General features: G+C 61.4%; 9 protein-coding genes. 4 read left to right on the top strand and 5 right to left on the bottom strand.

Annotated features, from left to right (window positions below; all coding sequences use genetic code 11):
* Positions 1–3: 3 nt before the first annotated feature.
* The 5 genes from CAG47_RS03775 to CAG47_RS03755 all read right to left on the bottom strand — a co-directional run bounded on the left by CAG47_RS03775 (position 4) and on the right by CAG47_RS03755 (position 7,246).
* Complete coding sequence (locus CAG47_RS03775; protein ID WP_085723572.1) at positions 4–2,118, bottom strand: hypothetical protein; 2,115 nt, start codon at positions 2,116–2,118, stop codon at positions 4–6.
* Positions 2,105–3,301 (bottom strand): DUF3142 domain-containing protein, encoded by a 1,197-nt coding sequence (locus CAG47_RS03770; protein ID WP_085723571.1) that lies wholly within the window; start codon positions 3,299–3,301, stop codon positions 2,105–2,107. The genes CAG47_RS03775 and CAG47_RS03770 overlap by 14 nt, the downstream gene beginning before the upstream one ends.
* Before the next feature lie 202 nt (positions 3,302–3,503).
* The gene (locus CAG47_RS03765) at positions 3,504–5,534 is read right to left on the bottom strand and encodes a pyridoxamine 5'-phosphate oxidase family protein (RefSeq protein ID WP_085723570.1); all 2,031 of its coding nucleotides are present in this window, start codon (positions 5,532–5,534) and stop codon (positions 3,504–3,506) included.
* A gap of 63 nt (positions 5,535–5,597) precedes the next feature.
* On the bottom strand, positions 5,598–6,224 hold the full coding sequence (locus CAG47_RS03760) for a glutathione S-transferase family protein (RefSeq protein WP_085723569.1): 627 nt from the start codon (positions 6,222–6,224) through the stop codon (positions 5,598–5,600).
* 119 nt (positions 6,225–6,343) lie between these two features.
* A complete protein-coding gene (locus CAG47_RS03755; RefSeq protein WP_085723568.1) occupies positions 6,344–7,246 on the bottom strand; it encodes a LysR family transcriptional regulator in 903 nt (300 codons plus the stop codon).
* Positions 7,247–7,819: 573 nt separating this feature from the next.
* Between CAG47_RS03755 and CAG47_RS03750 the strand changes: the two genes are divergently transcribed.
* From CAG47_RS03750 to CAG47_RS03735, 4 genes are read left to right on the top strand one after another with little or no spacing between them, the layout of a single operon-like run.
* Positions 7,820–8,977 (top strand): AI-2E family transporter, encoded by a 1,158-nt coding sequence (locus CAG47_RS03750; RefSeq protein WP_085723567.1) that lies wholly within the window; start codon positions 7,820–7,822, stop codon positions 8,975–8,977.
* 14 nt (positions 8,978–8,991) lie between these two features.
* A complete protein-coding gene (locus CAG47_RS03745) occupies positions 8,992–10,503 on the top strand; it encodes an efflux transporter outer membrane subunit (protein WP_085723566.1) in 1,512 nt (503 codons plus the stop codon).
* Entirely contained in the window at positions 10,496–11,614 is a 1,119-nt protein-coding gene (locus CAG47_RS03740) for an HlyD family secretion protein (protein ID WP_085723565.1), read from the top strand. The genes CAG47_RS03745 and CAG47_RS03740 overlap by 8 nt, the downstream gene beginning before the upstream one ends.
* A complete protein-coding gene (locus CAG47_RS03735) occupies positions 11,604–12,626 on the top strand; it encodes a DUF2955 domain-containing protein (RefSeq protein ID WP_085723564.1) in 1,023 nt (340 codons plus the stop codon). The genes CAG47_RS03740 and CAG47_RS03735 overlap by 11 nt, the downstream gene beginning before the upstream one ends.
* Position 12,627: the final 1 nt, after the last annotated feature.

Here is a 12,627-nt window from a genome sequence, read left to right as displayed (position 1 = left end):
ACCTTACTGCGCCTTGCGGCGGCGATTGAACAGCAACAACGCGCCTGCCGCGACCACCAGAACGCCACCGACCTGTAACGGCCTCTTGTAAGGCCGTAATGCCGAACGCGCAGCGTCGGTGACCTGAGTCACGTAGCGTTTGTCGGCATTGTCGAAGTCGGGATACGGGCACTGGTGGCCGAAGTCGGCGGCCCATTCCACGTAGGGCCCTTCTTTGATGTAACGCTGATAAATCGCACTTTGCTCCTCAAGACTGCTGTTCCAGCCCGCCGCCTCGCAAAGCACCGCCGCAAACGCCTGGCTGGTATGAGGCAAGTTATCCGCCGCCCTGTTCGCCAGCCCCGTGGCCACGAAGCGATAGTGGTAACGCTGATCGGGTTGGGCAGCGCTGGCCTGTTGACGTTTCACTTCGTCCTCGGCCACCAATGGCCCGACCTTCAGTTCAGCGTTTTCAAGCATGTAGTTACCACCGAACGTGGCGTAGTCCGGTGCCATCTCGTAGCCCAGAATGTCCATGCCCCACTCACGTGCCGTCCAGGCCGCATTGAACAGCGCAGCGGCGCGACGAGTCGGCCACCAGGCAGAATCAGCCGCCATACGTTGCTCGCCATACAACCTGGCCTTGTGCCGCAAGCCATCATTATCGAAGTACGCCGGCGCTTGCTCGTAATGCCCCTCGCGCAACAAACGCCGGCCCAACAGATTGCGCAGGCTCGCCGCCACCGGCAAGGGCACATAGTTGTCGCGGTCCTGTTGGGTAAGCGCCGGTGGGGCCGGCACTTGTGTGTCGACATAGTGCTTGAGTTCTTCGAGGGTCAGCACGCGTTCGGCAACAGTGGCAGCGTCGAACCAGTAAATCCTTTGGCTGCGATAGAGCTGATCGAAGGCTTGCAGGTAATCCCCGCGCTGCAGGGCCAGGATCGCACTTTCACCCTCGACCCGGCATTTGGGCTGGAGCGTTTCGTAATCGTAGTCCGGGGTCCGTCGCTCGCCCCAGGATTCATTCTGCGGAAAGGCCTGGGCCGCTTTGGCATAGGCTGCGGCAGCCGCGCTCTTGTCACCCTCGCGCATTGCCAGTTTCGCCCGCAGCCACCAGGCCAATCCGCCGTCGCCGGCATGTTCGAGCAAAGCCTTGGCGCTGGCGTAATCACCCTGCTGATAATTCATCGCCGCCAGGCGGTCGGCGTTTTCGAGACTGCCACGGGTACTGTTTTGCAGCAGCTTGATCATTTTCTGTTCATTTGGCGGTTGATCGCCGAACGACCAGCCCAATCGACTGATCAGTGACGCGGTCACCAGTTGCTGCACGGGCTGCCCCTTGAGCAACTCGGCCACTTGATCCTCCGGCAGCGTCATCAGGTCCGCCACCAACAGCCTCAGCGATTCGTAGCCCACCGCAGAGCCGTGCAGATTTTGCGCGGCGTACAGCTCGATGGCGCGGTTCCAGTCACCGGCCGTGCGCACCACCCGGGCTTCTTCGCCGAGGCTGGCAACCCCCAGTTCCAGTGGGTCACTGAAGCCGTCGATGCTCAGTTGCCGGGTTTGCTCAAAGGCCTTTGCAGATTGTTCGAGCAGATCCGCAGCCGCATTGGTTTCAGCGCTCATGGCGAACAAGGCGCGCCCCAGCGAGTAAGCCGCCCAGGTGCTGCGCGAGGCCCGTTGCTCTGCGGGCAGCGCCAGCACTTTCCTGAAATACCCGACGGCCAAGGCAGGATCACCCGCGCCAAATGCCACGGCGCCCGCCAGATACAACCTGAGCTCGGGCGGCAGTTGCGCCCCTTCGGTTTCAACCTGACGAGCATCGGTCAGGCTGCGCAGATGTTTCACCAACGCTTGTTGCTCAGCGGAAAGTCCTGCCTGCTCGGCCTGATCCCGCAGCGCCAAAGAGTCGGGTTCATCGCTGTAGTCGGCGCGGGTGGTGACGTTCTTCAAGCCTTTGATGGCGTGGCCGAGGCGGCTGATTTCGAAGCCGAAGTTGCCTTCCGGCAGTTCCGCCAGCGACTGGCCACGGTTATCCAGCAGGCGCATGGGAAAGTCCGGACCGCAGGCCAGCGCCGAACCCAGCGGCAAGCTGAGGCTCAAGCAAAGCAAATGACGCGGCCAGTTACGGGTGAACATTCGAACCTCCTTGATCAATGTGTGCGCAGCGAGCCCAACCAATGGCACGCTGCCCGCCGGCCGGTAGTCGGCCATCGCGCAGGCGGGTGAAGGTAAGCAGATCCGGGCTCTGTTGCAACGCGTATCCGGCCAAGGCATCGGCCCCTTCACAGCCACTGGCCGCCAGCGTCAGGCGTTCGGGCCAGGCGCGGTCGAGATTGCCCTGGTTGCTGACGCCGATGTCATAGAGGCCATTGTCGGCCGAGAGTTGCAGTTTCAAATGACTGTCGAGGACATCGCCACGTGCCACTGCGCGCAAGGTGGTCAAACTCCAGGCCCGACGGTCGTTGGCCAATGGCAGGCGAAACCAGATCAGGCCCGCGAAATGCCGGGGAGGATCAGCGCGTAACTGAGTGCCGAGGGTGCGCAATGACTGCGGATCGGCGAGCAACTCCCGGCGCAGGCCCTCACGCTCCAGCGTTACTTCGCTTTCCACCACAGGCGCGCCATCCGTCGATGGCAGCAAGGCCACGCCGTAGGCCGGTAGCGCCAGATAGAAGGGTTTCGTCGTGATACGGCTCCAGGCCTTCGCCCATTGCCGGGCCTGATCGGCATCGAACAAGCCGCGACGCGGATCGCTCACGGCGTGCACCTGTAACACGCTGCTGTCGACTGTGGATAACAGCGCCGGCAGTTCGCGACTGTCGAGCCAGGACGGCAACGCGGTGATGCTCAGTGGCAGCGAAGTCGGCATCGCTTCACGCAAATGCGCGAGAAATTCGCGGTACGCCGGTAGCCGGGCATTACCCGCATCGTGGTCGATTTCCACACCGACGAGGTTCATCCCTTGTTTCTGCCAATCGCCGATCACCTGACGGATCTGCGCCGTGACCTCTTCCCGATCCAGTGCCTTGAGTTGCCCGTCCAGGCGCACCACCGCAATCACCGGCCGGCCGTCGCGCACGAGCAGTGCCGGGTCTATTCGAGCTCGACTCCAGCCGGTGCCGGGGAAGGCCTGCAAGGCCAGCACCCGCAACGTCGAAAAATCTGCACGGCTGTCCCTGAGGGCGGCGTCATGGGCCGGCGTCCACTGTCGCTGCCAGATGTAGAGTTGCTGGTCCAGCGGCGGCGCGTCCTGTCTCTCGCAACCGGCGGTCAGTGCCAGCGCCATCGACAAGAGAATCGAGCGAGTGAAAAAAACCATTGAAACGCTTGTTCCTGAAATGCAGTAGAGGCTTTACCACGAACCTTGTGGGAGCGGGCTTGCTCGCGAAAGCAGTGTGTCAGCAACGGTGATGTTGGCTGACACTACGCCTTCGCGAGCAAGCCCGCTCCCACAATATCCGGGGCTCAGCCCACCCTACTCAGCCATCGACCGTCAGGCAATGTTCGCCAGCCATCTTCCTTCAGATATCGAGCACCAACGGCTGCGCCCCCTGAGCCGGAATCGCACAGCAAATCAGCACTTGTCCGTCATCCGGCACCTCCGCTGGCGGCAGCGGGTAATGCACTTGGCCGCTGATCAAGCGCGTCTTGCAGGTGCCGCAGGAGCCACCGCGACAACTGAATTCAGGGCGCAGGCCACGGCTTTCCGCCAACTCCAGCAGGCTGCCGCCCTCGGGCTGCCAGCGCGCTTCCTTGGCCGAGCGCTGGAACACCACGGGCACGGACGTGGTGGCGGCCGGCGCTTGCTCGATGACCACGGCATCGGGATCCGCACGCCGGCGCAAGGTGGACGGGCCGAAGGTTTCGGCGTGAATCCGTGAATCGCGAATGTCCAGTTCGCGCAGGCCGTCGTACAGCGCCTGGGTAAAACTTCCGGGGCCACAGACGACAAAATCCGGTTGATCGTAGTCCTCGACTGTCAGCAGGTCCTTGAGTAGCGCGACATCGATACGGCCCTGAAGGTCGAAGTCCTCACCTGGTGTTGCCTCGACTTCCGGTTGGCTGAGCAAACGCACCACCCGCACTGCGTCACCGGCATCTTCGAGCAAGCGATCCAGTTCCTGGCGAAACGGCTGATCGGCCAGTGTGCGCGAACTCTGGATAAACCATGTCGGACGAATACGGCGGGTGCGTAGTCCCTGGTAAACCACTTCCCGCAACATCGACAACAGCGGCGTGATACCCACCCCGGCCGCCAGCAACACCAATGGCCGCCGCTCATGGGGCGCCACGGTGAAATGCCCTTGCGGCGCCCGTGCCTGCAACAGGTCACCGACACGAATCCGCTCATGCAAATGCGTAGACACCCGCCCGTCACGCTTCACGCTGATGCGGAAAAAATCATCGGACGGTGCGCTCGATAAACTGTAGGTTCGGATGTGCACTTCACCGTCGATGTTGAAGCGCAGGGGCAAATGCTGCCCAGCTTGAAACAACGGCAATCCGGCTCCGTCAGCGGGCTCCAGGTAAATCGAGCGGATGTTGTGGCTTTGCGCTTCAATCCGCTCCACCCGCAATGGCCGCCATTGATCGCCCAAAGCTCTGGCCTGCAAGCGCGCCGTGGCCTGCTCCCACGTGCCAGTGAGCAAACTGGTGGGCGACACGCCGTCGAAGCGCCAGCGCAAGGCCAGTGCGGCGGGACGACGGACGACTTGCTCGACATCGAATGTCCACATCCGCTCGGCGCCCTGGAATGCCTCGACCTGAGGGCCTTCCAGAATGATTTCGGTGCGTCCGCTGAGCTGCAGCAAATCACCGGTATTGAAATCGATGAACAGCAATCCGGCCCGAGGATTGAGCAGCAGGTTGCCCAAGGTGTTGAAATGCAGATTGCCGGCGAAGTCCGGAATGGTCAGGCGATTACCTTCCACCTGTACGAAACCGGTCTGGCCGCCGCGGTGAGACACATCCACCGAACGCTCACCGTCGATCTCCACATAACTGGCAACGAAGAACGTGTCCGCCTCGGCGATCATGGCTTTGGCCGCGTCATCCAGTTCGGTGAAACGCCGGGCGACACGCGTCGAAGGATCGGCCAGCGGCACCGGGCGGAACTGGCGCAACTGAATGTACTGCGGGCAATTGCCGAAGGACTGATCCACCGTCACCGCGAAACCGTCGTTCGTCATCGCATGGACATGGCCATTGATGCGGTTGCGACGACGGGTGTGCAGTTCGATACCCAACAGGCCGATGGCCGAGCCGTCGTGCAACTGTGCGGGATCATCAAGGGCAGGCAGGCTGCGAAATTGCAGCAGGCCAGGCGCTGGCGAGTGGGCGAAACCGGGCTGGCCTTCAAGGATGCTGGCCCAGGGACGACCCTCGGTATCCACCGCCCCGTACAGCATGAACGGCAGCTGCTGATAAAACGTGCGGTGCTGATCCGGCATCTCGCTGCGAATCACCTTGCGACCGAACACCTCCATGCGCTCGGCAACGCCCACATGCGCCTGCAGTTGTTTCTCGCCGGCATGCCAGGGTGAACGGTCCATACGGTTTCTCCCCTGCGCCAGTGGCGCAGAATGAGGCGACCCGGCAACCCCGGGTCGCCAGCATCAAGCCGTTTTTTGCAGACCGGCAATGGTGCGCGGCATGCCGACAAAACCTGGCAAGGCTTCAATACGCGACAGCCAGGCGCGAATGTTGGCGTAGTCGTCCAAAGACACATTGCCCTCCGGCGCATGGGCGATGTAGCTGTAGGCGGCAACGTCGGCAATCGTCGGTTCAGTGCCGGCCAGATACGGCGTACTGGCCAATTCGTGATCGATCACTTTGAGCACCGAATGGGCGTAGGCAATCACTTCTTCAGCGTTGTAAGGCGCGCCAAACACGGTGATCAATCTTGCCCGGGCAGGGCCGAAGGCAATCGGGCCGGCAGCCGCCGACAACCAGCGCTGCACCTTGGCCGCCCCCACCGGATCAGCCGGCAGCCAGCGACCGTTGCCGTACTTTTGCGCCAGATAAACCAGAATCGCGTTGGAGTCGGCCAGTACCACGCCCTGGTCATCAATCACCGGCACCTGACCGAATGCGTTGAGCGCCAGAAACGCCGGTTGCTTGTGCTCGCCCTTGGCGAGGTCGACAAAGATCAATTCGGTCGGCAATTTCAGCAGGGACAGCATCAACTCCACACGATGAGCATGGCCGGAACGTGGGAAGTTGTAGAGTTTGATCGCTTGCATGGTCGACACCTCGGGTCAGTGGCGCTGTTCAGGAGTGAGAGGGGTCCTATCTTCCACCGACAACCAGAACAACAGAATCACCAGCAAGCGCAATCCATTATTTCATTGGGTGAAATAGTTCAACGCTCAAGCGCTGGATGTTCGCGCAACGTCTGCACCGCGAAATCAACAAAACTGCGCACCCGGGCCGGTGCTTTGCGCCCGCCCTGATAGACCACATGGATGGGCAACGGCGGCAGTTCGAAGTCGGCCAGAATGATCTCCAGCTCACCGGCAGCCACCTTGCTCGCCACTTGATAAGACAGTACCCGCGTAAAGCCCAAACCCAGACAGGCTGCCGTGATGGCCGCCTGATTCGCTGTCACCACCAGTCGCGGCTCGGCCCGGACACTCAAGGTTTCGCCGTCTTCAATGAATGGCCAACTCTTCAGCTGACCGATGGCAGAGGTCGCGATAATCGGCGCCTGAGCCAGTTCCTGTGGATGCCTGGGCCGACCATGACTGGCCAGATACTGTGGCGATGCGCAGATCACCCGCCTGACCTCGCCCACGCGGATCGCATGCTGATTGCTGTCAGGTAGCTCGCCGATGCGAATGGCCACATCGACTCCTTCCTCGACCACGCTTACCACCCGGTCGACCAGCAGCGCATTGATGCAGACTTCGGGGAATTGCGTCAGGTAGCTCACCATCAGCGGCGTGACAAACAGCTCGCCAAACAAGACCGGTGCGGTGATGGTCAGTTGCCCACGCGGATGGATATGGCTGCCCGCTGCCGAATCCTCGGCTTCCTGCACCTCGGCGAGAATTCTCCGACAGTCCTCCAGGTAGCGCTGGCCGGCCTCGCTCAAATGCACGCTGCGCGTGGTACGCGTGAGCAGTTGCGTGCCGATTCGCTGCTCCAGCGCCGCCACCGCTCGGGTGACGCTGGCCGCCGATAGCCCCAAACGCCGCGCCGCCGCCGAAAAACCCTGTTCCTGGGCGACGGCAGCGAAGACCTGCATTTCCTGGAAGCGGTCCATGGGCACGTCCTCATTTCAGATAGTTAAAGCGCAACCGAAGGCCGGTATTCAAGCGAAGGCGTTCAATAACATAGTTGGGCGCCCGCCCCTCAAATAGATCAATTGGCTACCGCACTCTAGCGTCTTCGCCGTGAAAACGAAGCGTTTCACAATCCTCAAAACAGGGCCCGGGGATTATTGATAGTTATTGAGGATTATTTTCTTGCTACGGATACGACTGTTTGCAATTATCCAGGCCAGCTCGCTGCGCGGCCAATGCCTGACAGGGAAAAGAGTCACTGGTTCGGCCCCAAACCGTCTCCAGGCAAGGGCTCGCCAGCGGACGCCATCCACTACAGCAGAATTCCAGCCTGGGCACACAGGCGGAATATTCGACTGCTCCTATACTACAAACCACCCTGTTACCTATTGAGTTTCAGCAGGTACCTCGTTGAGTTTTCCCTAAATGAAATAAGGCGTTAGTTGTTTACGCTTGGGTGAATTTCCATCGATCCTGCTTTCAAGATTCACTGAGCAGGGAAGAGTGAACGTCAACTAGCTGGCTAACCTGGTGACACCGCAAGGAGTTCGTAAATGTTGCGCACAAACATTTCCGCAAGAGCACTGTCCGGTGGCTTGCTCGATGTACTGATACGCGCCGGCCTGATTACCGTGCTGGTGCTGTTCTGCTTCCAGATCTTCCACCCGTTCCTCAACCTCATGCTCTGGGCGGTGATTCTGGCCATTACGCTTTATCCACTGCATGCGCTGATCAAGCGCAAGCTGGTCAACAAGGACGGTCGCGCCGCCACCCTGATTGTTGTGGTCTCCCTGGCCTTGCTGATGGTGCCGATCTACCTGCTGGGCACCTCGATCAGTGAATCAATCCAGGGCACCCTGGCCATTCTCAAGTCCGATACGCTGCAAGTACCGCTGCCCAACGAAAAAATCGCTTCCCTGCCGCTCATTGGCCAGCCGCTGTATGACTACTGGATGCAAGCCGCTACCGACATGGGCAGTGTGCTGATGAAGGTGATGCCTTATATCAAGTCCGTCGGCCTGACCTTGTTGGGCAAAATGGCTGATGTTGGCGTGGGCTTTCTGTTGTTCATCGGCGCCCTGATCATTGCCGGTGTACTCATGGCCTATGGCGAAAACGGCGAAAGAAGCTCCCTGGCCATCACCTCGCGCCTTTCCGGGCCAGAACGTGGCCCACGCATCACCGAGCTGTGCACGGCTACCATCCGCGCAGTCGCCCAGGGTGTGGTGGGTATCGCGTTCATTCAGATGTTACTGGTCGGCGTGGGCTTCGTGCTCATGGGCGTTCCCGGTGCCGGGCTGCTGGCGATGGTGGCGCTGTTGATGGGGATCATGCAGTTGCCCGTGGTGCTGGTGACCCTCCCGGTAATCGCTTATGTCTTCGCCACCGAAGGGACCAGCCTGGCCACCATCGTGTTTGCCATCTACAGCCTGATTGCCGGGATGGCCGACAACGTCCTCAAGCCATTGATGCTCGGTCGTGGCGTCGATGTCCCAATGCCGGTGATTCTGATTGGCGCCCTGGGTGGCATGGTAAGCAGCGGCTTCATCGGCTTGTTCATCGGGCCGGTAGCGCTGGCGGTGGGTTACAAACTGTTCTGGCAATGGGTCCAGGACCAACCGTCTGCCGAGATACTGAGCGAGACACCAGAGATCGAGGCGTTGAACGAGACGCCTCAAATAGAGGCAATAAACGATCAGCGTCCCCGCTGAGGAGTTTGCGCTTGATGCCTCGCCCCGCTCGCGTCAGCCGGCTGCTGCTCTGTGGCACCGTCGTTCTAGGGGGCTGCACGCAACTGGGTCCGGATTTCCAGTCGCCGGCCCAGCCCTGGGTCGAACACTGGAACAGTCCGGCTCTGGAAATTGCCGGGCAAAAACGTGCGCAACCGGATAGCCGCCAATGGTGGCGTGTGTTCGACGACCCGGTGCTGGATCACCTGATTGCCGAAGCCGATGCCCATAACCCCGACCTGCAGGTCGCTGGCCTGCGGGTCATGGAGGCACGCGCGCAATTGGGCATCGCCCTGAGTGGACGCTACCCGCAATTGCAGCAGGCCAGCGCCGACAGCCTGTACCTGAACCGTCGGCAATCTGGCGGCGCCAACCCTCAGGACTCGCATTTCTGGCAACACAGCGTCGGCTTCGATATTGGTTGGGAGCTGGATTTCTGGGGGCGTTTCAGTCGCGCCATCGAGTCCGCCGACGCCTCCTGGTTTGCCGCCCAGGCCAACTATGAAAATGCCTTGGTGCTATTGCACGCGCAGCTGGCGCAAAACTACTACGCCTTGCGCACCGCCGAGGCGCGCCTGGCCATCGCCCGTAGTAACGCCACCTTGCAAAAGCGCAGTTACGAGATCACCGAGCGCCTGTTCAAAAGCGGGGCCGAAGCTGAACTCGACCTGCAACAAGCCAAGACCCAGTACCTCGGCACCCTGAGCACCATCCCGGATTTCGAGAGCCAGGTAGCGAGCTTGCGAAACGCGTTGTCCACCCTGATTGGCCAGCCGCCGGGCTCGATCCCCGACCTGGATCGCAACACCGGGGTAGTGCCGCTGCTCGATACCGCAGTCTTGCAAGATGTGCCAGCCAACCTCCTGGTGCGGCGCCCCGATGTTCGCGCTGCCGAACTGCAAGTGGCGGCGCAGTCGGCGTTGATCGGTGTGGCCGAGACCGATCTGTACCCCTCCATCAGCCTGCTTGGCAGCATCGTCTGGTCCGCCAACTCGCTCAACGGTGCACCCAACACCCTGGACATGGTGGCCGGCCCCAGCCTGCGCTGGGACATCTTCGACCACGGCCGGATCACCAACAACGTCCGCGTGCAGGACGCCCGCTTGCAACAACTGATCGTTATCTACCAGGACAGCGTTCGCCAGGCGGCGCGCGAGGCCGACGATGCCGCGACCGGCCTGATCAAGGCACTGGAGCGCGACCAGATCCTCGGCGATGCATCGGTGGCCGCCGAACGTTCGGTGACCCTGGCCAACGCCCAATACCGCGAAGGCTATTCAGATTTCCAGCGTGTGCTGGATGCCCAGCGCGCCCTGTTTGCCCAGCAGGATATCTACCTGGTCAACCGTGGCACCGCCGTCAACAGCCTGATCGCCCTGTACAAGGCCCTGGGCGGTGGCTGGTACAGCGACCAGCCGATGATTGACCCGGCCACCCGCCAACAGATGCAACAACGGACCGATTGGGGCGATCTGCTCGACGAACCGAAGGAAAGTGCCCATGACTGACAGCCAACAACCGGCCGCCGAGAACGCCTCGGTCCCCACCGCCGACCCAGCCAAAAAAGCGATCAACTGGGTCGTGCTGCTGATCATCCTGAGCCTGGTCTGGTACCTGATGGCCGACCGTTACACTCCTTACACGCAACAGGCACGGGTGCAGGCCTTCATTGTGCCGGTGGCGGCCGAGGTATCCGGCCGGGTGACCAAGGTGCACGTACGCAACAACCAGGACGTCAAGGCCGGCGAATTGCTGTTTGAAGTCAATCCGGAGCAATACCAGATTGCCGTCGATCGTGCCCGTGCCGACCTTGAATCGACCCGCCGCCAGGTGGGCGCCAACACCGCCGGCGTCGACTCCAAGCTAGCGTCCCTGCGCGCGTCCCAAGCCAACGAGCTCAAGGCACGCCAGGACATCCAGCGGCTTGAACGCCTGTATCGCGAAGACCCGGGCACCATCTCATTGCGTCGCCTGGAAATCTCTCGCGCCACCCTGGAAGAATCCATCAGCCAGGTCGCCGCGGCCAAGGCCGAAGTACAACGTGCACGGGAACAACAGGGCGGAGACGAAAGTGAAAACGCCCAGTTGCTCAGCGCCGCCAGCAACCTTGAAAAAGCCGAGCTGGACTTGAGCAATACCAAGGTCCACGCGCGCTCGGCCGGTCTGATTACCGATTTGCGCACCGATGTCGGCCAGTTCACTTCCGCCGGTGCGCCGGTGATGACCTTGATCGCCATCCACGATGTGTGGATCAGCGCCGACATGACCGAAAACAACCTGGGAAGCGTCCAGCCCGGGACGCCGGTGTCCATCGTCCTCGACGCCCTGCCGGGGAGAATTTACAAAGGCCACGTGCGCAGCGTCGGATATGGCGTCGATATCGGTCAGACCACCCAGCCGGGCAGCCTGCCGAAAGTGGAGAACAGTCGCGATTGGCTACGCCCTGCCCAGCGCTTTCCGGTCATCATCGAGTTCGAGCCCGGTGAGTTGACCAGCCCGCAAGGCATCCGGTCCGGCGGGCAGGCCGAAGTCATGGCATTCCCGAGTGAAAACAACCCGCTGAATATCCTGGGTCGCCTGTTCCTGCGCGTAATGAGCTGGATGTCCTATGCGTATTGAGCGCCCGGCCCGGGTTCAGCGCGCCCTGCGCCTGAGCTTCGGTACGGCGCTGTGCCTGGCGGTGAGCTTCGGTCTGGCCCTGCCCATCCCATTCCTCGCGCCGATGCTGGCGCTGATGATGCTGGCAGCAATGAACCGGCCGTTACCGTTCAAGGCCAGCCTGGGCCTGATCCTGATCCTTTTGCTGACTACCGGGATCGGCCTTCTGCTCATTCCCCTGCTGCGTTACTACCCGTTCAGTGGTGTGCTGCTGGTAGGGCTATGCCTGTTCCTGGCATTCGGTTACGGGCTGCGCGGCGGCAACCCCTTGGTGGCGACATTCCTGGTGGTGGGCTTGACCTTGATCAGTGCGGCCGGAACCGCTGAATTCGCCCTGGCGCTTGAGGTAATCGTGGCCCTGGTCAAAGGGTTGTTCCTGTCCGTCACGACGCTGACCATCAGCCATTGGCTGTTTCCCGACCCCGCCAATGCCCCCGCGGCCAAACCCGGCCCGAGCCTTTCTCCAACCGAAAGCGGTTGGCTGGCGCTACGTGCCACGCTGGTGGTGCTGCCGACTTTCCTGTTGGCCATGGTCGACCCGGCCAGCTACCTGCCGATCATCATGAAAGCCGTCAGCCTCGGTCAACAAAGCTGCGCCACCAGTGCCCGCACCGCCGGCCGGGAACTGCTCGGCTCGACCCTGCTGGGCGGCCTGATGGCGATCCTTTTCTGGTGCGCGCTGAGTCTGTTCGTCAACCTGTGGATGTTCTTTCTGTGGATGTTGCTGTTCGGCCTGCTGGTGGCCAGAAAGCTCTACGGCCTGGCCATGACTCGACAGCCGCCGAGTTTCTGGCTCAACAGCCTGGCGACCCTGATCATTCTGCTCGGCCAATCGGTGCAGGACAGTGCCGCGGGCAAGGATGTCTACACAGCCTTCGCCATCCGCATGGGCCTGTTCATTCTGGTGACCTTGTATGCCTGTGTGATGGTCTATCTGCTGGACACGCGGCGGCGTCGAATGACGACCACCTAGA

Origin of the sequence: Pseudomonas sp. R37(2017) (genome assembly GCF_002113375.1) — a bacterium.
Classification (GTDB): Bacteria; Pseudomonadota; Gammaproteobacteria; order Pseudomonadales; family Pseudomonadaceae; genus Aquipseudomonas.
This window is presented reverse-complemented; position numbering and strand designations above follow the sequence as displayed.

Coding starts and splice junctions, on each gene's coding strand:
- CAG47_RS03775 (WP_085723572.1), bottom strand. CDS start 2,118: ATGTTCACCCGTAACTGGCCGCGTCATTTGCTTTGCTTGAGCCTCAGC.
- CAG47_RS03770 (WP_085723571.1), bottom strand. CDS start 3,301: ATGGTTTTTTTCACTCGCTCGATTCTCTTGTCGATGGCGCTGGCACTG.
- CAG47_RS03765 (WP_085723570.1), bottom strand. CDS start 5,534: ATGGACCGTTCACCCTGGCATGCCGGCGAGAAACAACTGCAGGCGCAT.
- CAG47_RS03760 (WP_085723569.1), bottom strand. CDS start 6,224: ATGCAAGCGATCAAACTCTACAACTTCCCACGTTCCGGCCATGCTCAT.
- CAG47_RS03755 (WP_085723568.1), bottom strand. CDS start 7,246: ATGGACCGCTTCCAGGAAATGCAGGTCTTCGCTGCCGTCGCCCAGGAA.
- CAG47_RS03750 (WP_085723567.1), top strand. CDS start 7,820: ATGTTGCGCACAAACATTTCCGCAAGAGCACTGTCCGGTGGCTTGCTC.
- CAG47_RS03745 (WP_085723566.1), top strand. CDS start 8,992: ATGCCTCGCCCCGCTCGCGTCAGCCGGCTGCTGCTCTGTGGCACCGTC.
- CAG47_RS03740 (WP_085723565.1), top strand. CDS start 10,496: ATGACTGACAGCCAACAACCGGCCGCCGAGAACGCCTCGGTCCCCACC.
- CAG47_RS03735 (WP_085723564.1), top strand. CDS start 11,604: ATGCGTATTGAGCGCCCGGCCCGGGTTCAGCGCGCCCTGCGCCTGAGC.